Source organism: Ruegeria atlantica, assembly GCF_013032505.1.
Taxonomy (GTDB): domain Bacteria; phylum Pseudomonadota; class Alphaproteobacteria; order Rhodobacterales; family Rhodobacteraceae; genus Ruegeria; species Ruegeria atlantica_F.
This window is the reverse complement of the sequence record NZ_WQCG01000002.1, coordinates 942,129-966,245: the sequence shown is the minus strand read 5'-3', so window position 1 is coordinate 966,245 and position 24,117 is coordinate 942,129. Positions and strand designations below refer to the sequence as shown.

Here is a 24,117-nt window from a genome sequence, read left to right as displayed (position 1 = left end):
AGCAAGATGTCAGATGAGATAAAAATTATCGATCATAGTGATCGTGTTGAAAGCCTGTTTGCCCCTTACCGCGACATTATTGGCGACGATTACCCAGCGTATCGGGGGCACGTGTATCGTGTGATCACCTATACAATGCATTTTCTCGAAGGTGATGAAGAGGCAAGACCCTTGGTCGAGACCGTATTTGTCTATCACGACATCGGCCTTTGGACAGAAAACGAGCTTGCCTATCTGGAACCGTCAGAAGAGCATGCCTTAGCAGACAACGATAAATTTGGCTGGGGGTTCGACCCTCACTTACTGCGGGACGCGATTCACTGGCATCACAAGGTTTTCCCCTATCGCGGGCCAAATCAGCGCGTCATAGAAGCCGTTCGCAAGGGCGATTGGATCGATGCAACCGATGGCAAAATTCGGAAAGGTTTGAGCAAGGCTCAGGTTAAGGCCGTGCAAGATGCAATCCCGAACTATGATTTCGGCAATGTACTCCAGAGGTTTGCGGGTGATCTCGGCGGAAACAAACTGAGTGGCAACCTACGTGTCTTGAGGCGCGTGTTTAAGTGGTAGTTGGGCGTGGGCGTCCGTGGTGAAAAAGACCAAAGAACGCTTCACATCAAACCGCCACCTCGTAATTCATTGTTTGGCACAGCAGGAGCGTTTTCGTCAGAGTTGCGGTGCACATAGCAAAGAGCGGGGACTGGTTTGGAGGCTCAAAAAAAATTTTTGAGAATTTAAAAGAAGATCTGAGATGTCATTCGCACTTCGATGACGGACTACTTGCCTGCGATCTTCTTGCAAATTCGTATGATGTCGTCTGCCTCATGTTGAGTAAGGCCAATTCGGGAAAAGACTTCAGATGAAATTCCGCAGCTTTTTATCCAGATGCTGCGCCCCGTTTCAGTTAGAGTGACAATCTTTTGACGCTCGTTCCCGTCCCGAGTTTCACGCCGTAACAGGTCTTTTTCTTCGAGGCGCCGCAGTAACGGCGTCATCGTCGCTCCGGAAACGTCAAGCCGTTTCGCCAAAGTAGAAATGGATACACCATCTTCTTCGGACAATGCCATCAAGACCAAGTACTGGGTGTAGGTCAGCCCCTGGGCCTTTAGAAGCATCTGATAATGCTGCTCTATTTTATGCGAGGCGGCGTAGACTGCGAAACACAATTGATTGTCCAGCCGAACATCTCCGCCGGTCTCTGACTTTTTCGTCTTGGACAAGGTGGCCACTCTCATTGGTTTGATCTTGTTGACTTTAGCACATGAAGTTTTTACTTGCAAATAATTAGGTAGCTAAGTAATAGCTAGCTAATAAAACGAAAGGAGGATGCAATGATCAGACGCAGCGTATTGACTATGGGCTTATGTTTGACGGCGACGAATGTTGTTGCTGAAGAAGACTTCGACTTTGAGAAGGGTTTCGCCGCCTTCGAAAACTTGTTTGGTGTGACTGAGGGTAAACGTCGCAACCACACCAAAGGATTTTGCGTTGAGGGCACGTTTGCGCCGGTAGATCAGGCAATCAAGGCATATTCCAACAGTCCTTTGTTCACTACTGAATCTTCGGTTATTGCACGAGTGTCGCATAAAGGTGGAAGGTCAGACCCGGCGGACAACAAATACGGGCTACTTGGGTTATCGATGGAGATCACGACGCCGGATGATGACTTGCACGTGATTGCCGTGAACACCGAACACTTCTTTCCGGTGCCGACGAGCGAAGCGTTCGTCGAACTTTTGCGTGCCAAGGCCACAGGAGCGGGAGCAACCAAGGCGTTTGCAGCGGCCAATCCTTCATTGAAGACCTACAGCGAGTATCATGGCGCGTTGGATAAGTCGCTTCGACCGCATGAGGGTACAACCTACTACAGCGTGAATTCTTTCCTTCTTGTGAACGACGCTGGTCAAGAAACTGCGATGCGGTTCTATTTCCGACCATCGGGGCAGGAGGGCATCGTTGTTGACGCACACCCCGACTTCTTCATCGAAAACATGCAAGCCAATATCGCCAGCGGGGGCGTGTCTTGGGATATGGTTATCGTTCTGGCTAACGCTGATGACGATGTCGAAGATCCCTCTGTTCAGTGGATCGGCGATCACACAGAAATCGTTGCGGCGCGCTTCACAGCGAATGCTGCGATGGCCGAGGCCCACGGGCGGTGTGACGAGATCAACTTTGACCCGCTGATCTTGAGCGAAGGCTTTGCGCCATCAAGTGATCCCATGTTGCAAGCGCGGTCGTTGATCTACGCACATGGTGTGGGAACGCGGTTGTCTGAAAAAGAATAACTTCGGTTCCGCTAATCCAGTGGATCAATTGATTTCCTGTGATGCTCTGCGCTGCCGGAAATACGTATTCTCAATGAGCAAAATGCATGGGCAATACAGCCTCTTTAAGAGGGTTTTCCCTGCCTGCTCGATAACTGACCAAGGAGAACGTCATGTCACAGGCAGTAAAGCTGATCGACGCATTGAATGGAACGTTTGGCCGTCATTATGGCTATCGCGCGTCACACGCAAAGGGGTTTACAGCACAGGGACGTTTCTGTCCTGCGGCGAAAGAGTCGAGAGTTCAGATCCCGATGTTGAACAATGAATGCAAGGTTACGGCGCGTTTTTCCGTTGGAGGTGGAAAGCCCGGCATCAGTGACAAAAGCCCCACGGTGCGTGGGATCGGACTGGAGATCAGAAAAGGATCGGAAGCTTGGGTTCTGACGCTAATTTCGTGCCCGGTTTTCTTTGCCAACTCTGCTGCACAATTCCGGACTTTTCTTGCTGCGCGTATTCCTGATCCGGACACCGGTGTTCCGGATCCGAAGTTGGTAGAAGTCTTTAATGAGGCAAACCCCAATACGGTGCCGCACCAACAATATTTGAAGTCTGTTGCGCCCTGCCGCTGTTATTCGTCCGAATGCTACCATTCCGGTCATGCCTATCGGTTTGATTTGAGTGGAAGGGATATCTTTGCCCGAATTCTGCTGGAGCCCGAGAGTGGGCGATTGGGGTTGACCAAGGAAGAGATGGAAACCCTCTCGGATGAATTCCTGCATGACAGGTTCCTGGAAAAGCTCTGCGATGGACCCGCCCGCTGGTCGTTGAAGTTGGTGATCGCGAACGACTCTGACAACGTGTCTGATCCGACTGTGCCGTGGGGTGGGGCACATACCACAGTTGATCTTGGGACAATTCAGGTTGAGCTACCGGATGATCGCGCAGAAAGCACCAAAAAGGTGTTCGACCCATCTCGCATGCCGGAAGGAGTTCGAGCGCCCCTAGATGGCGTTTTTTCCTTGCGAAGTGGAGCCTACGCGGAATCTGCGGCGAGGCGATCCGTCTAAGGGGCCGGTTGGGGTTCCTCAGGTGGGCTGGCGTCTCCTTTAATAGGTATTGACAATGCCTATTAAAGGAGACAAAACAGGAGCCTGAAATGGAGTAGATTCTGATGTCAGCTGCAACGGTTTCCAAACCACAGATGTTTGAAATTTCCGCCGAAGAAATAGGGATACTGGTTTGCAGGTTTTATGTGGAGGTAAGAGCACATCCCGATTTGGGACCTGTGTTCAATGAGGTCATTCAGGATTGGCAGGCACATGAAGAAAAGATCGCTTCGTTTTGGCGCGGTGCGATCCTAAGGGAACCTGGATATTCCGGAAATCCGATGCAGGTACATCTGGCGAATTCGGATGTTCTTCCTGAGCATTTCCCCATTTGGCTCGACCTGTTTGAGAAAACCGCGCATCAGGTTTTGCAGCCAGATACCGCCCAAGCTTTTACACATTTGGCCAACCGGATCGGTAAAGGTTTGACCTTTGGGATCGAAAACTTTCGTCGCGAGGCGGGTGCCCCTCCGGTGTTGTCATGACCATTTCGTTGTATTCAAAAGCGCAGGTCATTCCCGAGCCGCCGATCCAAGTCGTGAAGCGTTGGTTGCGAGCGGGGTGGTGCGATTTCAAAGCGAACATTGTTTATTCCCTATGTTATGGCGTCGCGCTTGTTCTGTTGGGATGGGTGTGTGTCGCGGGCCTTGTATTCAGTGGTCAAGGTTGGGTTCTGCTGCCACTTTTGGCTGGTGGCATGCTTGTTGGGCCCATTGCAACCGTTGGTTTGTATTCGATCGCGAGCGGTGACACTGGACCAACTGTAGCGAAAGGTCAGATTGCTCTGGTCGGCGCGATCCTCATGGTGTTTGCCCTGACTTGGATACGTGCCGCGACAATCATGTTCGCCATCGTATATGGTCTGCGCCCGTTCTCTGGCTTCGCTGATACTGTACTGCTGATGATCAGCACACCGTCGGGCTGGGCTTTGTTGATCTCTGGATCTTTGATCGGCGGATTGTTTGCGTCCTTGGGGTTCGCTGTCTCAGCCTTTTCGCTACCGATGCTCGTAGATCGCAAGATCGATGGCTTCTCAGCGATGGGGCTGAGTTTTAATGCCACCACTCACAATTTTCGACTTTGCCTGTGTTGGGGCGGTGTGATTACCGCGCTGACTTTGTTGGGGGTTTTAACAGGTCTGATAGGACTGGCCGTAGTTTTCCCTTTGCTGGGATACTCAACCTGGCATGCCTATGCCGAGCTTTTCCATGGAGACGCGAAATGACAGAAGCCCTTCCGAAAGGCGTGGTGCACTATGCGACTTCACAATTCACACACGACACTCTGCCAGAAAAATTGCGCAAGGATCACAGCACGAAAGCCGGTGTCTGGGGTCAGTTGGCCGTGCAATCCGGCCAGCTCTTGCTGCGCCGGAACAACAAAGATGACTTGGTGTTGGCTGCGGGTGAAACGGCGGTCTTTGCGCCCCAGGAAACTCACTCCGTAAACCCCATAGGGGAGGTTGCATTCGAGGTGCGTTTTCACCGGCAGGAGAGCCCAGATGCTGAATAATAATACCGTCGAAAACGTTTTGGTCCTGTGTGCCCTTGCCATTGTTTTGGTCGGCGGAGCGGCCATTCTTGGTTGGGGTGTACCTCTTGCCTATGTGCTCCATGGTTGGATGATTGCCATCTTCGCCGGTTGGGGGTTGCTCTGGATGATCACCCGAATGAGCGAAGAAGTCCGGGACATCCCGCTTGAGTATAATGACAAGGTCACGCGTTACGGTGTCATAGCTGCGCTATTTTGGGCCTTGGTCGGTTTTACCGTCGGAGACATTCTGGCTTGGCAGCTTGCCTTTCCGGCATTGAACGGGGATGTGTTCTGGTCGAATTTTGGCCGGTTGCGTCCGGTACATACGTCTGCGGTAATCTTTGGATTTGGCGGCAACGCACTAATCGCGACTTCATTTTACGTGGTGCAGCGCACCTCTCGGGCAAGACTGGCCAGTGAAACACTGCCTTGGATGGTGTTTTGGGGCTATAACCTTTTCATGGTCCTTGCGGCGACCGGCTACCCCTTGGGGATTACCCAATCTAAGGAATATGCGGAACCGGAATGGTATGCGGATCTTTTGTTGCTGGTTGTATGGGTAGGGTACCTCGCGCTTTATCTAAAGACCCTCTCGCGCCGGGCAGAGCCGCATATCTATGTGGCCAACTGGTACTATCTGGCTTTCATCGTCGTGATCGCGATGCTGCACACGGTGAACAACCTCTCGGTCCCCGTCTCCATCGCATACCCCAAAAGTTACTCGCTTTTTTCGGGGACACAGGATGCCATGACGCAGTGGTGGTACGGGCATAACGCAGTTGGATTCCTGCTTACGGCAGGTTTCTTGGGGATGCTCTATTACTTCCTGCCCAAATCTGTGAACCGGCCGATCTATTCGTACCGCATGTCGATTGTGGGGTTTTGGGGGATCACTTTTCTGTACCTCTGGGCCGGATCGCATCACCTGCACTATACGGCCCTGCCTGACTGGGTTCAGTATCTTGGCATGACCATGTCGATCATTCTGCTGGTCCCCAGCTGGGCCTCTGTGTTCAACGGCATCCTTACGATCAACGGGGCTTGGGATAAAGTCCGGACGGACCCGGCGGTCCGGTTCATGATGGTCGCAATTTTGTTCTATGGGCTGTCGACATTTGAAGGTTCGTTTATGGCGATCCGCCCGGTAAACTCGCTAAGCCACTATACCGACTGGACGGTTGGGCACGTTCATGCCGGCGCCTTGGGTTGGGTTGCCTTCATCACCTTTGGTGCCCTGTACAAATTGGTGCCCTGGATATGGAAGCGGGAAGGCGTATATTCCTTGCGGCTGGAAGCCTGGCACTTCTGGCTCGCCCTGAGCGGAACGCTGATTTACGTCGGCGCGATGTGGAACAGCGGCATCACGCAATCGCTGATGTGGCAGACCTATGATGCGGACGGCGCTTTCCTCTATTCCTTCCTGGACAGCGTGATCGCGATGCATCCCTACTATGTCGCCCGCGCGATAGGAGGGCTGTTGTATCTGATCGGAGCCTGCATCGGTGCATACAACATCTACATGACTGTGAGCGGGCCGAAGATCGCCCAAACCCGGGCAGCTGGACCTTTGATCCAGCAGCCGGCGGAGTAAGTCCCGATGAGCACTCAGCACCAAAAACTCGAACGCCATTCACTTGGGTTTGCAACGGCAATCCTGATGGTTGCATCGATCGGTGGCATTGTCGAAATCGCGCCGTTGTTCACGATCGAAAACACAGTGGAAAAAGTCGAAGGCATGCGGCCCTACACGCCGCTGGAACTTGCCGGGCGCGATATCTATGTACGCGAGGGCTGCTATGCCTGCCACAGTCAGATGATCCGGACCCTACGGTCGGACATAGAACGTTATGGGCATTATAGCCTGGCTGCCGAAAGCATGTATGACCATCCGTTTCAATGGGGCTCGAAACGTACAGGGCCGGACTTGGCGCGCATTGGCGGCAAATACTCCGATGCATGGCATGTAGCGCATCTGGAAGCGCCGCGAGAGCTGGTCGATGGGTCGATCATGCCGGGCTATGCGTTTTTGTCCGAGACGCGCCTTGCGACTGGGCATTTACCTGCCTCGCTGACAGCGCTCAGCCGGGCTGGTGTGCCTTATACGGACGCCCAGATCGAAAACGCCGAAAAGGACGCCGAATGGCAGGCGGATGCTGAGCAGTACTTTGAAGGAGAGTTGCAGGCAAGTTACGGTGAAAACGTTCAGGTTCGGGACTATGACGGGCAACCGGGCAAGCTGACGGAAATGGATGCCCTTGTGGCCTATCTTCAGGTTCTTGGCACCTTGGCTGATCTGGACTCGTTGAACCTTGAGGAGGTCCAACGATGACACATGATACAGTTCTCGTTTTCTCTAAGACTTGGGGCGCAATCTACCTGCTGGTCGTCTTTTTAGCTGCATCGATTTGGACTTATTGGCCCTCGCGCCGGAAAGTCTACGACGATGCCGCCCAATCCCCACTCGATAGCCGGGAGGATCAGCCGTGGCGATGAAGGAAAAGGATCCCGTTTCCGGCACCGATCTGACAGGCCATGAATGGGACGGCATCAAAGAGCTGGACACACCCGTTCCCTGGGCTGCCCGATGGGCGCTTTGGATCAGTATTTTCGTAGCAGCGCTGTATTGGGTGTTTTACCCATCTTTCCCGAGTGTGCGTGACTACGCGAAGGGAATGCTTGGCTATTCCTCGCGCGCCGAAGTTATGACTGCACTTTTGCAAGCTGATGCAGATCGAGAGGTAGCGTTCGCGCCCTTCGCACTCGGGGATATTGAGGAACTGGCCGCAGACCCCGCGCTTGAGGCGCGGTATAGCGCGTCGATTTCCAAGCTTTACGCCGACAATTGTGCCGCTTGTCACCGGAATGACCTTAAAGGGCAGGTTGGCTTTCCCAATCTGGCGGACGGTCATTGGCTTTGGTCAGGCTCTCCGGAAGAGATAGAGGCGACTATTCTATATGGGATCAATGCGCAGCATGACGATACACGGATCGCACAGATGCTTGCCTTTGGTGCGGATGGGATGATCGATAAGCAGCAGGTCAAGGAGGTCACGGAATTTGTCTTGTCTCTGTCTGGACGACAGCATGATGCGACGTTGGCCGAAAATGGGAGATTGGTTTTCGAAGAAAATTGCGCGGCGTGTCACGGTGATGACGGCCGCGGGGGGTATGAAATCGGCGCGCCGGATTTGGGTGATGAAAGTTGGATCTATGGGGGCGACCGGGACGCTATCTATCACAGCATCTATTTTGGTCGACAAGGTGTGATGCCGGCGTGGGACGGGCGCTTGAGTGACGCTCAGATCCGAATGCTGACATTGTACTTACTCTGGAATTCAGAAGATGCACCAAGCTGAAGAAAACCCAAGATTCCGCAGGGCAATGTATCTGATGATCCTGCTCCTGGTGATTGGGTACATCGGATTCAAGGCATGGCATCTTTCCATGGCATTCGAGGTATGGGACGGGCAGGCGATTGAAGGTGTCGTGCCGGGCGCAGCTAAATGAAAATCGTGATTTTATACGATTTCAATTTGCGTATTAATGATCTGAAGCCAGTGCATGGCTAACTTCTAGCGCCCGGATCAAGTTTTTCATTCCGCGATTTCCTTCTAATACATCCTGCAATGTCTTGCTATCCAAGGCAGCAAAGAACGCCTCCTGAGCTTCGTTAAGAATTGGTAGCAACCCACAAGCGGGCGTCATCACACAACAGCCACCGTCTTCCTTCATGCATTCCACCAAAGGGGTTCCGCGTTCGGATTTACGCAGCAGGCCGCCAATCGATATCGCATCAGGAGGTAAGGCCATACGCATGCCCCCGTTACGTCCACGCACCGATTCTACATAGCCCTCGTGTGTGAGCCACTGGGAGATCTTGGCCAGGTGATTGAAGGGTAAGTTCTGCATCGCCGCGATTTCACGGGTCGACATTAACCCTTCTTCATGGGTGGCGAGGTGGATCAGGATGCGCAAGGCATAGTCGGAGAACTTTGTAATTTGCATAGCTATATCTCCCATAAAAAATAAGCTTTGAAAATGCCTATTTTGTTGACATCTTTTTTCAACAATTTTAATAGGTATTTTAGATACCTAATAAAGGAGATGGCTCATGCAGCCTGTTGTACTTTTGATCTCGTTGATCCTGATGGCTGCGCTGTCACTTGTCTTCTGGTTGGCTGCGCGTGCCTCGAACGGGCCGGAACCCGGACCTAATTCGAACTCGAAACGTGCAGGCTTGATCTGGGCAATGACGATTGTCGGGGTTGTCGTGGCAGTCGGCTCATTACGACCATGGCCGCATGCTTTGGCCAGTACAGACGACGCCATCACCGTTTCTATCACTAGTGGGCAGTGGTGGTGGGATATCGACATAGTTGAGATCCCTGCTGGAACGCCCATCAATTTTAGCGCCACGACCGAAGATGTTACCCACGGATTGGGGATTTACACTTCAGACCTACGCCTTCTGACGCAGGTCCAGGTGATCCCCGGTTACACAACCGAAGTTTCTTACACGTTCGAAGAACCCGGCACTTACCAAGTCCTGTGCATGGAATTCTGCGGGGTGGCGCATCAGGACATGGTCAACGAATTCGAAGTCGTCGCGGTGGAGGAATAAATGAGCGCTGTATCTGAACTTGTCGCGGACAAATCAAACGCCACTGAACCCCAGGCCGGGGCAGTTAAGCTTACCATGATCCTCTCTGGCGCGGTCTTTGCCTTGATGATGGTCTTTGGCTTGATCATGCGCGCGGCACAGGGCCAATGGATCGAAGTGGATCCGGCTTTGTTTTACCAGTTGCTGACGGCCCATGGCGCAGGGATGGTAGGAACGGCCGCACTGTCTGGCGCTGCGATCATGTGGTACTTTTGCGGACGTCACATTGTTCTGACGGCTGGAATATTCTGGGCTTTCCTTGCGCTATTTCTATTGGGCGTCGCCTTAATCCTGAGTTCGATTTTTATTGGTGGATATGGTGGCGCATGGACATTCCTGTATCCGCTACCCGCAATTTCCGGCGGAGCGTGGGAGGCGGGTGCAGCGGCTGCGTTTTTGCTTGGATATGTTTCGATCGGCGTTGGCTTTCTGTTGTACTATCTGGAGCTCGGTCGCCAGATTCATGCCCGCTATGGTAGCCTTGTACGAGCGCTGGGCTGGAACTTAATCCTTGGGCGCGAGGACAAAAACCCTCCACCACCAACGATCGTCGCAGCAGCTGCGGTGACTATTTTCAACTCGATCGGTATCATACTTGGTGCGGCAGTATTGGTGGCGAGCCTTGTCCACCTGCTGGTGCCAGGATTTGAAGTAAACGCGCTTTTGGCCAAGAACCTGATCTACTTCTTTGGCCACGTTTTCATCAATGCGTCGATCTATATGGCGGTGACCGCGGTTTATGAAATCCTGCCGGAATACACCGGCAAGCCTTGGAAATCGAACCGTCTTTTTGCGATAGCCTGGAATGCGGTACTGATCTTCGTAATGGCCGTTTACTGGCACCATCTGCTGCAAGATGTTGTCATGCCACCATGGATGCTGGTGGTTGGACAATTGGTCTCGTACTTCAGCGGCATTCCCCTCATCGCGGTCACGGCGTTCTCTACATTCCTGTACGTGCGCGGCTCGAAAATGACCTGGGATCTGACGTCCTCGCTCTTGGTTTTGTCTGTGGCAGGCTGGTCTGTAGGGTCGATCCCCGCGTCGATCGACGGGATGATCAGCGTGAACAAGGTGATGCACAATACAATGTGGGTCCCGGGACATTTCCACACCTATCTGTTGCTGGGTGAAGTGGCGATGGCTTTTGGTTTCATGGCCTGGCTGGTCCGTGGCAAAACCATCGCCCAGATGAGCGGGCTGGACCGTGTCGCATTTGTGACCTACCTCGCGGGTGCCGCAGGTTTTGTGACGGTGTTTCTGTTCTCTGGCGCGGCTTCGATCCCCCGTCGCTGGGCAGTGCACTATGAAGAATGGCTGCCCCATGACCGTATCGGCACTTTGTTCAGTGTGCTGATTGTGCTGGCAACATTGGCTTTTGTTCTGCGCTTTGTTTTGCGTCTTGATCGGAGTAACCGCTGATGTTGGTTCGTGTTCTCCCTTCTGTTCTGGTCGCGAGCATCGGTCTGGGAACTCTTTGGCATGCCACAGACAGAGGGCAGGCTTTCACCAGCGAAGCCGCACGGAGATTGGATGCGGTACGCGCACCACGTCCAGTTCCCGCCCTGCAATTGGAAGATATGTCAAGTCAGTTGGTGCCTCTGTTGCCGCAAGGTGACGAGGTGGTTCTGGTCGAGTTCATCTACACTGTCTGTGGCGACATTTGTCAGGTTGCAGCGGCGGATTTTGCCACAATCAGGGATCAATTGGAGGTGCGTGGAGTGCCCGTCCGGATGATCTCGGTCAGCTTTGATCCCGAGCGGGACACGCCGGAGCAGATGGCGATTTACGGAGAAGCCCACGAGGCGGACGGCAATATGTGGACTGTCGCCCGACCGATGTCAGAAGACCTGCCGTTGTTGTTGGAATTGTTCGACGTAACCGTCATTCCCGATGAATGGGGCGGATTTCAGCACAATGCCGCAATCCATGTGATTGACGGCGATGGACGCTTTTCGGCGGTGTTTGACACCGATGCGATCGACGCTGTTCTGGCCCATTTGGAGGAGCGCAACTCATGAAGTTGCTTGGCCTTGCCTTACTCGCGGCGGCCGAGGCCGTTGCTCTTCGGTATGCGGTTATTGAAAGCCCGATCCGGCATGTCTTGGTGCAAATGCCATTGCTGGTTCTTGCCGGGGTTTTGTTGGTCTGGAACAGGCAAATTCGGCACGACTTGGCGGTTCCATTGCTGTTTGTTGCCTTGACGGTCTTTCTATTCTGGATGCTGCCCCGAAACGTCGATTGGGCGCTGACATTACCGGGTGAAACGGTCAAATACCTGAGCTTGCCGCTAATGCTGGGCGTACCCCTGAGACTATCATGGCCCTGGTTGGGTCCGATCCTGCGGGGGTTCTTGAAGGCGAATGCGCTGTCGATGTTGGGTGTGCTGGGCTTTCTGTACACGCACGCGCCAATCAGGATTTGCAATTCTTATCTGCTTTCCGCTCAGCAGGATCTGGGCACGGCCTTTCTCTACCTCGGTGCTGGTCTGGCCTGTCTCTGGGCCATCCCAATCCTGTTTGGAAATTCATGTAGCCGCAGGTCGAATTCGACCGGCTACGCAAGCTGTGGGGTGTAAAGCGCAATGACCTATGCTGATTCAGTCATCGGATTCGCGGAACTGGCGCAAAAGAAAGGCGCCAGCCTACGGTCTGATCCAATTGCATTTCTGATCCTCGCCTTGAAAGCTGGGGCCTTTGTCGGTGCCGGTATCTTGCTGATTTTTTCTGTTGGGCAGGGCGCGGAACCATCCATCCGTCCCATCGTCATGGGGGCTAGCTTTGGCATAGCTCTGACACTTGTGGTCTTTGCCGGGGCCGAGCTGTTCACGGGCCACACCATGTACATGACGCACGGATTGCTTGCCAAAAGTACTGCGTGGTCGGACGTGCTGCGGTGCTGGTTCGTTAGTTGGGCAGGAAATCTGATCGGGGCCATATTGCTGGCATTGCTATTCGTCGCGGGCGGCGGTGGACTTATCTTGGCAGCAGGCGAAGACGCTTTGATTTACAAGGTGGCCACCAAGAAGATGCACGGCACCGAGTTGGAGCTGTTCGCCAAAGCGATCCTTTGCAATTGGCTGGTTTGTCTCGCCTTGTGGTGTTCGGCACGCGCAAATGACGACGTTACCAAATGCATCGTCATCTTCTGGTGCCTGTATGCCTTTATCGCTGCGGGGTTTGAACACAGCGTTGCTAACATGACCGTGTTTTCACTGGCGCTGCTCTCAGATCACCCCGACGGCGTCACCTTGGCCGGAGCCGCCCACAATTTGACGTATGTCACCTTGGGCAACGCATTCGCCGGCGCCGGGATCATGGGCTACGGCTACTGGCGAGCGGCGTCTAAGCCCACGGTTAAGGATGTCGCGACGCCCGCGTCAACCAAACATCCTGTCTAATGAGGGCGTGATCATGAGCGTGACACAACCTGTCAAAAACTCTGTCTCTACGAACCGACAGTCCCGTGCCGAGCATCTTTTTGAGGCCGCTCGCATTGCAATGATTGCGATTATCTATTTTTGGATGGGCGCTGCAATTAGCGGTAACTTGATAGCGGCTCCGGCCAAGTTCCAAGCCCCGTCATTGACATTGCCGGTCGCCTTGGACGTTGGGCGGATGCAGTTCATGTGGATTGGCGTATTCGAAGCGTTTTGCGCGCTGTTGATTGCAGTTCTTCTTCTGTCATTCCGACAGAAACCGTCGTTGCCATTAATTTCCGCGCTATGCGTGTTCGGATTTCAAAGGCTTTGGCTCCTACCTTTGCTGAACGCGCGGACGCTTTTGATCATCGCGGGTCAACCAGTCGAGGACAGTTCATTGCATCTGCTCTACGTCGCGTCTGAATTTCTGAAGATCGGTTTTCTTTTTTGGGCAGGCATTCGGGAAATGAGAGGCCTGTTCCGAAAAACAAGACCGACCGCAGTTTCGGTCCAAGTCTGAACTCTCAACTATCTGCAATCAAAAGGAAGGGATGATCTCATGAGAGGTGTTCTTGTGGTTATCACATTAGTGCTGGCGGGTGCTCAAAGCGTTGCCGCAGAAGGCGACGCAGCGGCAGGCGAAAAAGTCTTCAAAAAATGTGCCGCATGTCATGCAGTTGACGAAGGTAAGAAAAAAGTGGGCCCAACGATGTTTGGTGTTTGGGGCCGAGAAGCTGGCGCTGTTGAAGGTTACAAATACTCGACAGCGATCGGGGAAGCCGGATTTGTTTGGGATGAAGAACACTTATCCGGGTTTCTCGCGTCTCCCAAAAAATACCTGCCGGGCACGAAAATGTCCTTCCCCGGTATAAAGAAACCGGAGCAAATCTCAGACTTGCTGGCCTATTTGGAATCCCTGCAGTGACAGACCAACGGCGTTTCTTTGATGGCGACTTACATGCTTGCCCTCAAAGAAACGCTAAATTGCCTTCTCCGTGGTTTGGTTGGTCAGGCTCTAAGCTTTTCCGTTCAAATACCGCGACATTTCCGGGGCAGCCATAAGGGTCTGAATGAAAGTCCCGAAATGTTCAAGCGATCCCGCACGCGGATCACTATCGCGCCATGTCAGTCTGATAGAACGGCCAAACACCCCGTCCGCAATGGGATGTATTGTTGCAAGGCCGCCGAAACGGTCGGGGCCGCTCACAGACAATGCCGGAAAAAGCGCGCAACCCTCTCCCAGCGCGACCATTTGCCGGAGCATCTCAAGACTGCTGGCCACTCTTTGTCCTGGTCGGTCAATCCGGTCGCAAAACGCAACGGTCTGATCCCGTAGACAGTGTTCCTGAGAAAGAAGAACGAGCTGTGATGATAAAACCTTGGACCAGCGAACCGTTTCATTGGGTTTGAGATCCAGATCTTTGGGACAGGCAAAAACAAATGGTTCATTAAACAGCGGAAGCGAACTTAGTGCAGGCTGTTTCGGGTCGGTTGCGATCAGCGCGGCGTCCAGCGCCCGATTGGTAAGCATCTCTTCTAGAACATGCGTGGGTTCTTCGAACAGTGACAGTCTTAACTTGGGATAAGCCGATTTGAGAGACTTTAAGATGAGCGGGAGCAGGTATGGCCCAAGCGTTGGAAGCACTCCAAATTTTAGTTCACCTTCCAGATTGTCACTCAGGCTCAGCGACAATTCCAACAGTTCTCGAGCCTCTGTCAGAAGGGTTTCTGCTTTTTGTAGAACTATCCGGCCATTTTGGGTCAAAGAGACATGCCGTCCCTGACGTTCGAAAATCGAGAATCCAAGTCGGGCCTCTAGCTTCAATACCTGTTGACTGATTGCAGGTTGTGAAACCCCACAGATATCAGCCGCCCGGCCAAAATGACCTTCTTCGGCAATGCTCTGAATGTACTCAAGATCTCTGAGTGAAAGACCGGCGACTGAGGTTCTTCTGACCATGCATCACCTCTGATTATCCATCGGATAATTTATATAAGTTGGAGTAAATTGGCCGTTTTCGGTTTTGTCCTGCCAATACCAACTCAGGAGATTGACATGACGAGCAAACCGAAGCTGACCACTGCGTTTGGCGCGCCAGTGCCCAACAACCAAAACACTCTGACTGCGGGGCCGCGCGGCCCTGCGCTGCTTCAGGATGTTTGGTTCCTCGAGAAGATGGCTCATTTCGATCGCGAAGTGATCCCCGAACGCCGGATGCATGCCAAGGGGTCCGGCGCTTACGGCACATTCACTGTGACCCGCGACATCACCGGCTATACACGCGCCAAATTGTTCTCGGATGTTGGCAAGAAGACTGATCTCTTCCTGCGTTTCTCGACCGTTGCAGGAGAACGCGGCGCAGCGGATGCGGAACGGGACATCCGAGGCTTTGCGGTAAAGTTCTACACCGAAGAGGGCAATTGGGACCTGGTTGGGAATAATACTCCAGTGTTTTTCCTTCGCGATCCGCTGAAGTTTCCCGATCTTAATCATGCCGTCAAACGTGACCCGCGAACGAACATGCGTAGTGCGGATAACAATTGGGACTTCTGGACCAGCCTCCCGGAAGCTTTGCTGCAGGTAACGATTGTCATGTCTGATAGGGGGATTCCTGCAACCTACCGACACATGCACGGCTTTGGTAGCCACACATTTAGCTTTATCAACTCGGATAACGAACGTTTCTGGGTCAAGTTCCATTTCAAAACCCAGCAGGGGGTCAAAAACCTCACCGACGAGGAAGCTGCGCAGATCATTTCCGGTGACCGTGAAAGCCATCAGCGTGATCTTTACGACGCTATCGAAAACGGTGATTTTCCCAAATGGACGCTCTATGTCCAAGTCATGCCAGAGAAGGATGCGGGGACTTATCACCTCAACGCATTCGACCTGACCAAGGTTTGGCCGCATGGGGACTATCCGCTGATTGAGGTCGGCGAACTGGAATTGAACCGGAACCCCGAGAACTACTTTGCCGAGGTGGAACAGGCGGCCTTCGCACCTTCGACAATCGTGCCTGGCATCAGCTTTTCGCCGGACAAGATGTTGCAGGGGCGTCTGTTTTCCTATGGCGACACTCAGCGGTATCGGTTGGGTGTCAATCATTCCCAGATCCCGGTCAATGCGCCTCGCTGCCCGTATCATTCCTATCATCGTGATGGAGCGATGAGAGTCGACGGCAATGCCGGATCTCGGATTGGCTATGAACCCAACATGCATGGAGAATGGTCCGAGCAACCGGATTTCTCTGAACCACCTTTGTCCATCGAAGGTGCTGCGGATCACTGGAACCACCGCGAGGATGATGACTATTTCTCGCAGCCCGGTGATTTGTTCCGCCTGATGACACCGGAGCAGCAAAAAGTGCTGTTCGAAAACACCGCGCGCGCGATTGGAGCTGCTAGGAAGGAAATCCAGATCCGCCACATATCGAATTGCCTCAAGGCAGATCCCGCGTATGGCGCCGGCGTCGCAAAGGCACTTGGTTTGAGCATCGAGCGTGACCCTCCTGAGTAAAATCAATTGGCAAGTTCCCGACCTTCGGGAACTTGCGCGATGCCGTGTGGCGTTAATGAACGAACGACGCATAGCGGTTTTGGGTTTCCTGTCGCTGTGGTCGCCAAAGCCGGGTTCTTGCGACCGCCAATGGCGGGTTTTGTTCCGATGTCTGGGCACCATGGCCCGTTCAGACAATGCAGCGACCTGCTGTGTCTTCACTTTGTCCGACAGTTACGGGGCCGCTTTTGACCGATACTGCGCCTCGCGTCAGAAGGCCGCCAATCTCTGATCCCAACTGCAGTTCAGAAACCTGGCCAAGGTGATGCGCAACGATCTGCCCCGCCTGATCCAACAGGACAAGGCTTGGTGTGCCGCGCATACCAAAGCGAGACATCGTGTTTGGCAATGGTCCTGCGCCCTGTTTGTCCACGCCAACAGGGAAGTTGATGCGATACTCATGTAAGAAAGCCTTCAGAGACACCGGCGTCATAGCATCGTGATGCTCGAAAACAGTGTGCAGGCCAATCACGGCTACTTTTTCTTCAGGAAATATTTTCTGAATCGACTGTGCCAAGGGAATGCCGTGCAGGACGCATCCTGGGCATAACATTTGAAATGCCTCAAGGACGACAACCCGTCCTTTTAAGCCTTCTAAAGTCAGGGGTGTGTCTGTGTTAAACCATTCCGACACGTCTAGTTCAGTTGATTGCATTTTCCTCGTCCTCTTTAGCAAGCAGCCGCCTTGGGATCGGCGGCTGCAGTGTCGAAATTCAGTGAAGTTTGCCCGGCAGGCTCAGGTCGCCAGATGCGACGTCGAAAACATCTGTGACGCAAAGCAAGGGCGCATGGATATTCGCGTTAACCCTCAAGGCGGATGTGACGCCGTCATAAGCGACACCATCCAGCTCAACGTCGCTGGCGAAACCTGCGTTCACCACAATTTCGGGTCCGTCGAACAGCGGTGTAAACCCTGGGCTGTCCAGAAAGATCGGAAACCCTGGCCATGTCGCAGGTAGCTTGGGTGTGGAACCTTCGGGGATATCACGTACGGCAAGCGCGTCGGGTCCGCACGCTTCGGTCGGGGTCAACACAACCCAGTGGCTGTGCCATTCGATGCCATCATTGGTCGGGTCTCCGTCGCCGTTTTCGTCAAAAAGCGGTGTGTCATCAAAATCCGGATGACTGGTTGCGGCCATTGCAAGGATACCTGTGCCGCCTTCGAACCCAACGGCCGAAGGGTCCAAAGACGTAGGCCAGACATATGACCAGACGTCTGATCCACCGACCTCTCCGGTTGCCACCGGAACCGAGGCGCCAGCCGATCCATTCGTTGTCATGTGAAAAGTGATCGTGTTTCCATTGCGGTGCGCGTGTGCGGCCAGAATGTCAAAATCCGCGACTTTACTGACGTCAGCAGAAGACATGATCGCGCCCTCCTGATGAATGGCATGATCTCCCCCTGCAAGGGCGGTGCTGCCAAGTATCAACGCAAGTGTTGAAGTGAACGTGGTGAGTTTCATGGGTGCCTCCAATTAATAAGATAGCGAGTCGCTACTATATGAAAAAACACATTGCAACTATAATTTCGACTCGCTACTAAATGTGTGATGAACACAAGCCACCGCATACGCTCTCTGATCAATCGAATGGCGCGCCTCGACGCTTCGGAAGGATGGGCAGGAGATTTGAATCCGACCCAGAAGATGGCGTTGGAGTATCTGGCAGAGGCCAACATGTATTCGCGCTCGCCGTCGCACGTCGCAGAGTACATCGGTACAACCCGTGGAACGATGTCACAGACGCTCAAAGCTTTGGCGCGCAAGGGCTATGTAGAAGAGCACCGCAAAGAATATGATCAGCGGTCGATTTCCTACGATCTCACAAAAGAAGGGGCCGAGATCGTACGTCAGCCAAACCCTGTTGCTCGGGCAATTGGAGAAATGTCCAAAGAAAACCAAGCCATGCTTGAACAGGGCCTGACGCAAGGCCTCAACTTGGCCTTGCTGGCTAATGGAGGGCGATCATTCGGCCAATGCAAATCCTGCACTCATCATGACGGCACGACGAACAGCGGTTTTTGCAAGTTATTGGGCGTCTCCTTGGAGGCCGGCGAAAGAGAAAAGATCTGCATCGAGCACGAGGAAGCTAGATGAACCATCCTGAACTGTCGGCTATCATCGACGGCATTTTCCTTGGGGCCATCAGAGATCGCTGGGAAGGTAAACCACCGTCTGCCATTCAGAAAGACTGGGTGGACGCGCGGCAAGCCGTTACCTCGCTTGGATTTTCCGGGGACGCTCAGGCGGACCTAACCGTGCATGGTGGCGAAGACAAAGCCATCCATCATTATGATTTTGACCACTATTCGGCTTGGCAAGCTGAGGACCTAATGGCACCCGGCACAGTGCCCGCGGCGTTTGGCGAGAACATTTCTACGACGGGATTGACCGAAGAAAACCTTTGCATCGGGGACATCCTGTCACTCGGGACGGCGGTAGTTCAAATTAGCCAGGGGCGGCAGCCGTGCTGGAAACTAGGGCTACATACAGGACGCAAGGAAATGCCTTATCAGTTTCAGAAAACGGGCCGCACCGGATGGTACTACCGCGTGCTCGAACCTGGCGAAGTTGGCGCCGGTGATCGGATTGCCTTGGCTGAAAGGCCAAACCCCAATTGGTCTGTATTGGCTGTCACACGCGCACGGCTGACTCGTCGCATATCGCCGGAAGATGCCGAGATTTTGTCTCAGATGAAAGAACTTGCTAAAGGTTGGCGACAAGCTTTTGCCAGAATGGCTGAGGGCAATGCCAAGGAGGATACATCGGTAAGGCTTGGAGGCTCAGGATAAGACACCCAGCGGGCGTTCAGTCGTGACGTAATTTTTTCCAACTTAGTGACCATCGTAACTCCATGACGGTCAAATCCTTGTTTGTCCTTCAATAGCCGGAGCCGGCCAATAATGAGGCGTAAACTCCGGCGTCAAGGAAACGCCACTAACCGCCATGGGCTAGAAAAGTTTGACGACTGGGCCAAAATAGAATGATAGGATTCATTCATTTACTGAAGTTTTAGCTGTCGGTTAAGTGTAGTACCAGTGACTTTCCACATTTCCAGTTAAACGACGCATAGATTTGCTTTTCACGACAGCCCCTTACCAATTTCAAGGTTCATTGGTCGGCCTTCAGGCTTGTTTTTGTGTGACCCTGATAGCTCACGTGAGTAATCAAAGATGATTTGAAGGGCGGAAGCCGTCTCTCACAAAAAAGTCGAAAAACATCTGGCGCCACAACTCAAAGACAAGCCAAATAGCGTCCTTGGATCAGTACCGGGTTACGACGACTGCAACCGCGGCAAAAACCACACCAATCAAAAGAGCCTTTGTGTTCATTGACGAACGGTTGGGCAGTTTAACCCGAAGAGACAGGGCTATGATCACGCCCCCTGTCAACCCAGTCGCAATTGAATAGATCATGCTACTTTTGTCCGTGTTGAGACCGATCAATATGCCGATTGCAAGCGACGCGACAAAGTATGCGCGAAGCCATCCAGACATATGTCTTGGATGAGTTTTGTAGAGATAAATATTCACTCCAAATAAATGCAGCGAATAGGCCAACGTTCCAATGACGTACAGTTCAGGCGAAGTTGAGGTTGCTTGCATGACTGTAATGGCAAGCAAGCAGTTATAGGTTCCGAGTGCCACTGTGTCCAAGCCAAGTGACAACCTGTTATCGGTCCCCATATCGCGACGGGTTTCCAGGAAGTAATAAATGAGAAATCCTAGCAGCGAATAACCGAACAGCGAGTTTTCCCATTTCCCGTTTGCAGCTAAATCGGCCGACAATTCACCGATTTTTGGCAGCAAGAAAAGGAAAGCATAGCCAAGTCCGATCCCAGATGAAAAATCAGATAGCCAGCTTGCCCGGGCGGGGAATCTCCGGAAAAAAGACACGCAGAAAACGTGAACAGTGCCGATGACTGCAATCGATGCTATCGCGAGGTATGTCGGCGCTTCGAACACGGCTAAGATCCAATGAACACATTACAATCCGATGAGACACTCGTTGGGATCGAAAGCACAACCCAGAAAGTGAAGAAGGTGCGATAGTGGTTTTCTCAGAGTACCCACGGACTAGGCTTCTTGACTGCCAATCGTATTGAACAATCGACGGCAGCTTTTGTCCGCTTGGCAGCCAATTTTTCAAATTTACCGAACATCTGCCTAGAGCCCTTTGCGACTAATGCTGCATGGTGTGGTAGCAGAAAGCGAACATTACATTGTTGAAGGCTTGCCCTGAAGCGAACACTTATGCTGGCGGTCGTGCTAGCTAAATTGAGCCATGAACGCTCGCAAACGCATGGCTCTGGAGCCTGCGAGAAAGCCCAAACCTTGGGCTTATTTTACGAGCCTTGGCGCTATTGAACTGCATAATTACAGCTCAAAAAAATCAGTTGGCCTCAAAAACCGCTTCGCCTTCGACAAACGTCTTTAATATCTGCGCCTCACTGACTTCCGCTATCGGGATTTCAAACAGGTTGCGGTCAAGCACGATGAAATCGGCAAGCTTGCCTTTTTCGATCGATCCAAGCTCCTCGTCCGCAAAATCCAAGTATGCAGAGTTGATTGTGCGTGCATCAATTGCCTGCTTTAGCGTGATCGCTTGGCCCACCGCAGGATCGGGTGGACTCGTGTCGGCCACAGGATCGATACGGGTAACGGCCGCTTCTATCGATGCCAATGGGGTTTGCATGAACAGCGGACCATCAGACGCGATAACGACCCGTCCTCCGGCATCAGCGACCGAGCGCATTGGGAAAACCCTCTGCGCGCGTTCCGGGCCAACCACGCGGTTGACGACATCGTTGTGAGGGTTCGAAAACCATAGAACAGGCGAGAACTCCGGTGTCAGATCGAGTTCCACCAGTCTAGGCATGTCTTCTTCGGATATGAAAAACGAGTGAGCAAGCTGGTAGCGGCCTTTCAACTCACCCAGTTGATCCCGTGCGGTCTCCATTGCGTCCAGAACAAGCCGAGCGCCGCGGTCACCTACAGTGTGGAAGACCATGCCTTTCATGCCTTGTTCTTCAAACCGTATGATGTCTGCCACAAGTTCGTCTTCGGTGAAGAAGATCAGTCCGTAGTCCCCCTGACCAGAAGCAAGTGGATCATACTGTGAACCCGCGTCAGACTGGGACTGTTCCCCTTCCGAGTTGTTCGTCAGGAAAGGTTCCAGCATCGCACCGGTCTCAGTCGGGATGCCATCGATATTGACCTTTATAAAGGTTGGGTCGAGCCGCGGTGCGATAAAGTCTTGAAACTTTTCAATTGCCGCACGTTGATCTTCGACAGATTGATAGGCGCGCGTCGGAGAATCGTAGGTCCACGCCATACTAACCCTGATCGGAAGACCTTCGGATGTCGCAAGCTGATGTAGTGCCTGAACATTAATCAATTCGCTGTGCATGTTCCTGGCAGATGTCACCCCCATCGAGGCAAGCAAGTGTAACACGTCCCTTGTACCGTCAACGTGGGTTTCAAGTTCCAGACTACGAAGAAATGGCATCGCGTAGAGACCCATCGCAGCCTCTTTCATGTAGCCTGTTGCTTCTCCGGTTTCAGGGTCCCGCACGATGATCCCGTTCCGTGGGTCCGGCGTATCGGCATTAATACCGCTATCGATCATCGCCGGTGTATTCAGCACAGCCTCGTGCCCGGTTGCGGTGATAATGTAGGCCGGAATGTCAGAGACTGCCTCGTCAAGCCAGGCGGTGTCCGGTTCTCCGTCAAACAGTTCGTTGGCCAATCCATTTCCAAAAAGGAGTTCGAGGTTTGGTCGTTCAGCTACAAATTCGCGAATTAACTCTGCTGCTGTTTCCGGATCAGCATCGCCGGGCAGTGTGATTGCCTCGTCAGACAACGCTGCGGCAACATACCAATTGCGGAAATGAACATGGATGTCATAAAGGCCGGGCAAGACCATCGCACCCGCAAGGTCGATAGTTTCAGTCTCGTCCCCAGCCAGTGCAGCGACTTCTTCAGCTGAACCGACAGCAATAAAACGTCCATCCTCAATGGCAAACGCCTCGGCCCATTCTTGATCAGGGTTGACCGTATAGACCTGCGCATTGGTGTAAATGGTGTCAGCGGCTTGCGCGTTTACCGCCGTCGCCGCAAGGGCGATTGATGCAACGGACGCTGAAAGGAAGCCAAAAGAAAAGGTCATGGGTGCGATCCATTCATTGTACAAACATTTATCCTTGATAACTCAAGGATTGGCTGAACGGGTCTTTCAAGCAAGCTTCCAAGCAATGCACGCGCCCCATTTGATGCATAGCGTTGAATATCTCGATACCATTAGCAAACTAAAAAATACAATTCACCTCGGGAGTTTACACCCGCTATGTCCGCGAGTGGATCATCCAGGTCTGGGTCGACGAGGGTCAGCTTTCCTCAATCTGAACGTTTTTTTCACCTTCTGCTTTGAACTGAGAACGGACATCAAACAGTTGGTCGCTGGTGGCAGCAAAGTCCGCATGGCAGCCGTTCGTCAGATTGGATCGAATGACCGCTCCGAGCGCTTCAACCTACATAGAGTTTTTGCTTGTGCAGAAGGTTCAGAAACCGCGCATGCCAGACATTCAAAACCAGGCGGAAAATAGCAAGTGAGCGGACAAAGCTTCCGTTCGCTGCGGTGGCTCTAAGGTCCGCTCTGCTCACGTAAGTCAGCCTCAAGCAACTTTGACCAGTAGTTTCTGTGCCTCACCCCATTGCCTCGGCGATTGCCCATACATGCGCCTAAACTCGCGACTGAACTGGGACGGGCTGACGTAACCAACGTCCATTGCGGCTTCGTTCACAGGCATCCCGCCCGCGATCTTCATGGCGGCGTTGTTGAGGCGCATCGTCTTGACGAATTGGATTGGTGCCATCGTCGTGACCTGCTTGAATTTGCGATGGAAGACCGCCCGGCTCATGCCCGCTCGACTTGCCATATCCTCTATCGAGATCGGCGTATCCAGGTGTGAGGACACATGCGCAATTGAACGTGCGATAGCGTTGCCTGCACCAAATGCTTGCCGTGCGAAGGTGCCAGCTTCTCCCCTCAGGATCGCATAGAGCACCTCACGCAATCGCGCCTCACCGAGAACTGCTGTATCCGTCTCGCTGTTTCCGAGCTGCAGTAGCCGCAGCAGCGCTTCAGTGAATCCAACGTCCCATCTCGCGAGCCTAATTCCCGGCTCCCGCATTTCTCCTTCGACCGAAGGAAGAATGCCCCCGGCATTTTCCATCTCCATCACCAGTTCGGTCATAGCGCGTTGCTCAAGAGTGATCATGACCCCGTAGAGTGGGTGGTCATGCGAGGCCAAAGGCGTCCCCGCCTTGACCGGCATCGACATTGGGCAGCAGAGATATTGACTGTTGTCGTATTCGTATCTTCTGCCATCCAGTACGGCTTCCTTCACCCCACTCACGATGGCCACGATGCAGGGCTCGTAAACAGCTGGAACACAGGGGATTGAACGCGTGGCGCGAAACAGCCGTACTCCCTTGATGCCCGTCTCGGTCAAGCCGTCCGTTTCGGTTCGGCCTGCGATGATTTGCTTGATCTGATCCTTGCTCATAAGAG

At 53.1% G+C, this 24,117-nt stretch carries 29 protein-coding genes; 21 read left to right on the top strand and 8 right to left on the bottom strand.

All coding sequences use genetic code 11. From position 1 onward, the window contains the following. Positions 1 to 6 precede the first annotated feature (6 nt). The gene (locus GOW92_RS11405) at positions 7 to 570 is read left to right on the top strand and encodes a phosphohydrolase (protein WP_170560702.1); all 564 of its coding nucleotides are present in this window, start codon (positions 7 to 9) and stop codon (positions 568 to 570) included. Positions 571 to 776: 206 nt separating this feature from the next. Here GOW92_RS11405 and GOW92_RS11400 read toward each other — a convergent pair whose 3' ends face one another. Then, entirely contained in the window at positions 777 to 1,229 is a 453-nt protein-coding gene (locus tag GOW92_RS11400; RefSeq protein WP_368040276.1) for a MarR family winged helix-turn-helix transcriptional regulator, read from the bottom strand. 102 nt (positions 1,230 to 1,331) lie between these two features. Here GOW92_RS11400 and GOW92_RS11395 point away from each other — a divergent pair, with 102 nt between their 5' ends. From GOW92_RS11395 to ccoP, 9 genes are all read left to right on the top strand, one after another. Next, positions 1,332 to 2,288, top strand: a complete 957-nt coding sequence (locus GOW92_RS11395) for a catalase (protein ID WP_254452981.1) — start codon at positions 1,332 to 1,334, stop codon at positions 2,286 to 2,288. Between the two features lie 152 nt (positions 2,289 to 2,440). Then, positions 2,441 to 3,337 (top strand): catalase, encoded by an 897-nt coding sequence (locus GOW92_RS11390; protein WP_170560700.1) that lies wholly within the window; start codon positions 2,441 to 2,443, stop codon positions 3,335 to 3,337. A gap of 104 nt (positions 3,338 to 3,441) precedes the next feature. Then, positions 3,442 to 3,861, top strand: a complete 420-nt coding sequence (locus GOW92_RS11385; protein ID WP_170560699.1) for a group III truncated hemoglobin — start codon at positions 3,442 to 3,444, stop codon at positions 3,859 to 3,861. Continuing rightward, positions 3,858 to 4,601 carry a DUF2189 domain-containing protein gene (locus tag GOW92_RS11380; RefSeq protein WP_170560698.1) on the top strand — a complete coding sequence of 248 codons (744 nt, stop codon included), beginning with the start codon at positions 3,858 to 3,860 and terminating at the stop codon, positions 4,599 to 4,601. The genes GOW92_RS11385 and GOW92_RS11380 overlap by 4 nt, the downstream gene beginning before the upstream one ends. Beyond that, positions 4,598 to 4,888, top strand: a complete 291-nt coding sequence (locus GOW92_RS11375) for a DUF1971 domain-containing protein (protein ID WP_170560697.1) — start codon at positions 4,598 to 4,600, stop codon at positions 4,886 to 4,888. Before GOW92_RS11380 ends, GOW92_RS11375 begins: the two co-directional genes overlap by 4 nt. Next, positions 4,878 to 6,500, top strand: coding sequence for a cytochrome-c oxidase, cbb3-type subunit I (gene ccoN, locus GOW92_RS11370; RefSeq protein ID WP_170560696.1), 1,623 nt, complete (start codon positions 4,878 to 4,880; stop codon positions 6,498 to 6,500). The genes GOW92_RS11375 and ccoN overlap by 11 nt, the downstream gene beginning before the upstream one ends. Positions 6,501 to 6,506: 6 nt before the next feature. Then, positions 6,507 to 7,238: a cytochrome-c oxidase, cbb3-type subunit II gene (gene ccoO / locus GOW92_RS11365; protein ID WP_170560695.1), complete on the top strand. Its 732-nt coding sequence runs from the start codon at positions 6,507 to 6,509 to the stop codon at positions 7,236 to 7,238. Next, positions 7,235 to 7,402: a cbb3-type cytochrome c oxidase subunit 3 gene (locus tag GOW92_RS11360; RefSeq protein WP_170560694.1), complete on the top strand. Its 168-nt coding sequence runs from the start codon at positions 7,235 to 7,237 to the stop codon at positions 7,400 to 7,402. The genes ccoO and GOW92_RS11360 overlap by 4 nt, the downstream gene beginning before the upstream one ends. Continuing rightward, entirely contained in the window at positions 7,399 to 8,265 is an 867-nt protein-coding gene (gene ccoP, locus GOW92_RS11355) for a cytochrome-c oxidase, cbb3-type subunit III (RefSeq protein WP_174822501.1), read from the top strand. The genes GOW92_RS11360 and ccoP overlap by 4 nt, the downstream gene beginning before the upstream one ends. Before the next feature lie 184 nt (positions 8,266 to 8,449). On the opposite strand, the gene GOW92_RS11350 is transcribed toward ccoP, so the two are convergent. Beyond that, positions 8,450 to 8,914, bottom strand: a complete 465-nt coding sequence (locus GOW92_RS11350; protein WP_170560692.1) for an RrF2 family transcriptional regulator — start codon at positions 8,912 to 8,914, stop codon at positions 8,450 to 8,452. A gap of 106 nt (positions 8,915 to 9,020) precedes the next feature. On the opposite strand from GOW92_RS11350, the gene GOW92_RS11345 reads away from it, so the two are divergent. Genes GOW92_RS11345 through GOW92_RS11315 form a run of 7 tightly spaced genes read left to right on the top strand, consistent with a single transcriptional unit; the run spans position 9,021 to position 13,915 of the window. After that, positions 9,021 to 9,530 (top strand): cytochrome C oxidase subunit I, encoded by a 510-nt coding sequence (locus GOW92_RS11345; protein ID WP_170560691.1) that lies wholly within the window; start codon positions 9,021 to 9,023, stop codon positions 9,528 to 9,530. Next, positions 9,531 to 10,991 carry a cbb3-type cytochrome c oxidase subunit I gene (locus tag GOW92_RS11340; protein ID WP_170560690.1) on the top strand — a complete coding sequence of 487 codons (1,461 nt, stop codon included), beginning with the start codon at positions 9,531 to 9,533 and terminating at the stop codon, positions 10,989 to 10,991. After that, positions 10,991 to 11,590 carry an SCO family protein gene (locus GOW92_RS11335; protein ID WP_170560689.1) on the top strand — a complete coding sequence of 200 codons (600 nt, stop codon included), beginning with the start codon at positions 10,991 to 10,993 and terminating at the stop codon, positions 11,588 to 11,590. Before GOW92_RS11340 ends, GOW92_RS11335 begins: the two co-directional genes overlap by 1 nt. After that, positions 11,587 to 12,147, top strand: a complete 561-nt coding sequence (locus GOW92_RS11330) for a hypothetical protein (RefSeq protein ID WP_170560688.1) — start codon at positions 11,587 to 11,589, stop codon at positions 12,145 to 12,147. Before GOW92_RS11335 ends, GOW92_RS11330 begins: the two co-directional genes overlap by 4 nt. Before the next feature lie 6 nt (positions 12,148 to 12,153). Next, a complete protein-coding gene (locus GOW92_RS11325) occupies positions 12,154 to 12,969 on the top strand; it encodes a formate/nitrite transporter family protein (protein ID WP_170560687.1) in 816 nt (271 codons plus the stop codon). Between the two features lie 13 nt (positions 12,970 to 12,982). Beyond that, positions 12,983 to 13,510, top strand: coding sequence for a hypothetical protein (locus GOW92_RS11320; RefSeq protein ID WP_170560686.1), 528 nt, complete (start codon positions 12,983 to 12,985; stop codon positions 13,508 to 13,510). Between the two features lie 39 nt (positions 13,511 to 13,549). After that, positions 13,550 to 13,915 carry a c-type cytochrome gene (locus tag GOW92_RS11315; protein WP_170560685.1) on the top strand — a complete coding sequence of 122 codons (366 nt, stop codon included), beginning with the start codon at positions 13,550 to 13,552 and terminating at the stop codon, positions 13,913 to 13,915. A 90-nt stretch (positions 13,916 to 14,005) separates the two neighbouring features. On the opposite strand, the gene GOW92_RS11310 is transcribed toward GOW92_RS11315, so the two are convergent. Next, positions 14,006 to 14,950 carry a hydrogen peroxide-inducible genes activator gene (locus tag GOW92_RS11310; RefSeq protein WP_170560684.1) on the bottom strand — a complete coding sequence of 315 codons (945 nt, stop codon included), beginning with the start codon at positions 14,948 to 14,950 and terminating at the stop codon, positions 14,006 to 14,008. A 96-nt stretch (positions 14,951 to 15,046) separates the two neighbouring features. Between GOW92_RS11310 and GOW92_RS11305 the strand changes: the two genes are divergently transcribed. After that, a complete protein-coding gene (locus GOW92_RS11305) occupies positions 15,047 to 16,507 on the top strand; it encodes a catalase (protein ID WP_170560683.1) in 1,461 nt (486 codons plus the stop codon). Positions 16,508 to 16,676: 169 nt separating this feature from the next. Here the strand turns inward: GOW92_RS11305 and GOW92_RS11300 are convergent, their stop codons facing one another. Both GOW92_RS11300 and GOW92_RS11295 read right to left on the bottom strand, forming a co-directional pair. Beyond that, complete coding sequence (locus GOW92_RS11300) at positions 16,677 to 17,201, bottom strand: redoxin domain-containing protein (RefSeq protein WP_170560682.1); 525 nt, start codon at positions 17,199 to 17,201, stop codon at positions 16,677 to 16,679. Positions 17,202 to 17,259: 58 nt separating this feature from the next. Next, complete coding sequence (locus GOW92_RS11295) at positions 17,260 to 18,009, bottom strand: hypothetical protein (protein ID WP_170560681.1); 750 nt, start codon at positions 18,007 to 18,009, stop codon at positions 17,260 to 17,262. A gap of 126 nt (positions 18,010 to 18,135) precedes the next feature. On the opposite strand from GOW92_RS11295, the gene GOW92_RS11290 reads away from it, so the two are divergent. Further along, positions 18,136 to 18,642, top strand: a complete 507-nt coding sequence (locus GOW92_RS11290; protein ID WP_254452980.1) for a MarR family winged helix-turn-helix transcriptional regulator — start codon at positions 18,136 to 18,138, stop codon at positions 18,640 to 18,642. Beyond that, positions 18,639 to 19,337, top strand: a complete 699-nt coding sequence (locus GOW92_RS11285; RefSeq protein WP_170560679.1) for an MOSC domain-containing protein — start codon at positions 18,639 to 18,641, stop codon at positions 19,335 to 19,337. The genes GOW92_RS11290 and GOW92_RS11285 overlap by 4 nt, the downstream gene beginning before the upstream one ends. A 471-nt stretch (positions 19,338 to 19,808) precedes the next feature. On the opposite strand, the gene GOW92_RS11280 is transcribed toward GOW92_RS11285, so the two are convergent. Beyond that, positions 19,809 to 20,510, bottom strand: coding sequence for a hypothetical protein (locus tag GOW92_RS11280; protein WP_170560678.1), 702 nt, complete (start codon positions 20,508 to 20,510; stop codon positions 19,809 to 19,811). 427 nt (positions 20,511 to 20,937) lie between these two features. After that, positions 20,938 to 22,713, bottom strand: a complete 1,776-nt coding sequence (locus tag GOW92_RS11275) for an amidohydrolase (protein WP_170560677.1) — start codon at positions 22,711 to 22,713, stop codon at positions 20,938 to 20,940. Here GOW92_RS11275 and GOW92_RS11270 point away from each other — a divergent pair. Continuing rightward, entirely contained in the window at positions 22,712 to 23,149 is a 438-nt protein-coding gene (locus tag GOW92_RS11270; protein WP_170560676.1) for a hypothetical protein, read from the top strand. The genes GOW92_RS11275 and GOW92_RS11270 overlap by 2 nt on opposite strands. A 69-nt stretch (positions 23,150 to 23,218) precedes the next feature. Here the strand turns inward: GOW92_RS11270 and GOW92_RS11265 are convergent, their stop codons facing one another. After that, entirely contained in the window at positions 23,219 to 24,112 is an 894-nt protein-coding gene (locus GOW92_RS11265) for an AraC family transcriptional regulator (protein WP_170560675.1), read from the bottom strand. Between the last annotated feature and the right edge of the window lie 5 nt (positions 24,113 to 24,117).

What these genes read in the sequence shown, in the direction of transcription:
- GOW92_RS11265 (WP_170560675.1), bottom strand. Translation starts at nt 24,112, where the DNA reads ATGAGCAAGGATCAGATCAAGCAAATCATCGCAGGCCGAACCGAAACG.
- GOW92_RS11395 (WP_254452981.1), top strand. Translation starts at nt 1,332, where the DNA reads ATGATCAGACGCAGCGTATTGACTATGGGCTTATGTTTGACGGCGACG.
- GOW92_RS11335 (WP_170560689.1), top strand. Translation starts at nt 10,991, where the DNA reads ATGTTGGTTCGTGTTCTCCCTTCTGTTCTGGTCGCGAGCATCGGTCTG.
- GOW92_RS11290 (WP_254452980.1), top strand. Translation starts at nt 18,136, where the DNA reads ATGGCGCGCCTCGACGCTTCGGAAGGATGGGCAGGAGATTTGAATCCG.
- GOW92_RS11340 (WP_170560690.1), top strand. Translation starts at nt 9,531, where the DNA reads ATGAGCGCTGTATCTGAACTTGTCGCGGACAAATCAAACGCCACTGAA.
- GOW92_RS11325 (WP_170560687.1), top strand. Translation starts at nt 12,154, where the DNA reads ATGACCTATGCTGATTCAGTCATCGGATTCGCGGAACTGGCGCAAAAG.
- GOW92_RS11275 (WP_170560677.1), bottom strand. Translation starts at nt 22,713, where the DNA reads ATGACCTTTTCTTTTGGCTTCCTTTCAGCGTCCGTTGCATCAATCGCC.
- GOW92_RS11320 (WP_170560686.1), top strand. Translation starts at nt 12,983, where the DNA reads ATGAGCGTGACACAACCTGTCAAAAACTCTGTCTCTACGAACCGACAG.
- ccoO (WP_170560695.1), top strand. Translation starts at nt 6,507, where the DNA reads ATGAGCACTCAGCACCAAAAACTCGAACGCCATTCACTTGGGTTTGCA.
- ccoN (WP_170560696.1), top strand. Translation starts at nt 4,878, where the DNA reads ATGCTGAATAATAATACCGTCGAAAACGTTTTGGTCCTGTGTGCCCTT.
- GOW92_RS11390 (WP_170560700.1), top strand. Translation starts at nt 2,441, where the DNA reads ATGTCACAGGCAGTAAAGCTGATCGACGCATTGAATGGAACGTTTGGC.
- GOW92_RS11300 (WP_170560682.1), bottom strand. Translation starts at nt 17,201, where the DNA reads ATGCAATCAACTGAACTAGACGTGTCGGAATGGTTTAACACAGACACA.
- GOW92_RS11285 (WP_170560679.1), top strand. Translation starts at nt 18,639, where the DNA reads ATGAACCATCCTGAACTGTCGGCTATCATCGACGGCATTTTCCTTGGG.
- GOW92_RS11405 (WP_170560702.1), top strand. Translation starts at nt 7, where the DNA reads ATGTCAGATGAGATAAAAATTATCGATCATAGTGATCGTGTTGAAAGC.
- GOW92_RS11345 (WP_170560691.1), top strand. Translation starts at nt 9,021, where the DNA reads ATGCAGCCTGTTGTACTTTTGATCTCGTTGATCCTGATGGCTGCGCTG.
- GOW92_RS11330 (WP_170560688.1), top strand. Translation starts at nt 11,587, where the DNA reads ATGAAGTTGCTTGGCCTTGCCTTACTCGCGGCGGCCGAGGCCGTTGCT.
- GOW92_RS11295 (WP_170560681.1), bottom strand. Translation starts at nt 18,009, where the DNA reads ATGAAACTCACCACGTTCACTTCAACACTTGCGTTGATACTTGGCAGC.
- GOW92_RS11270 (WP_170560676.1), top strand. Translation starts at nt 22,712, where the DNA reads ATGGGTGCGATCCATTCATTGTACAAACATTTATCCTTGATAACTCAA.
- GOW92_RS11385 (WP_170560699.1), top strand. Translation starts at nt 3,442, where the DNA reads ATGTCAGCTGCAACGGTTTCCAAACCACAGATGTTTGAAATTTCCGCC.
- GOW92_RS11310 (WP_170560684.1), bottom strand. Translation starts at nt 14,950, where the DNA reads ATGGTCAGAAGAACCTCAGTCGCCGGTCTTTCACTCAGAGATCTTGAG.
- GOW92_RS11360 (WP_170560694.1), top strand. Translation starts at nt 7,235, where the DNA reads ATGACACATGATACAGTTCTCGTTTTCTCTAAGACTTGGGGCGCAATC.
- GOW92_RS11305 (WP_170560683.1), top strand. Translation starts at nt 15,047, where the DNA reads ATGACGAGCAAACCGAAGCTGACCACTGCGTTTGGCGCGCCAGTGCCC.
- GOW92_RS11315 (WP_170560685.1), top strand. Translation starts at nt 13,550, where the DNA reads ATGAGAGGTGTTCTTGTGGTTATCACATTAGTGCTGGCGGGTGCTCAA.
- GOW92_RS11375 (WP_170560697.1), top strand. Translation starts at nt 4,598, where the DNA reads ATGACAGAAGCCCTTCCGAAAGGCGTGGTGCACTATGCGACTTCACAA.
- GOW92_RS11380 (WP_170560698.1), top strand. Translation starts at nt 3,858, where the DNA reads ATGACCATTTCGTTGTATTCAAAAGCGCAGGTCATTCCCGAGCCGCCG.
- GOW92_RS11350 (WP_170560692.1), bottom strand. Translation starts at nt 8,914, where the DNA reads ATGCAAATTACAAAGTTCTCCGACTATGCCTTGCGCATCCTGATCCAC.
- ccoP (WP_174822501.1), top strand. Translation starts at nt 7,399, where the DNA reads ATGAAGGAAAAGGATCCCGTTTCCGGCACCGATCTGACAGGCCATGAA.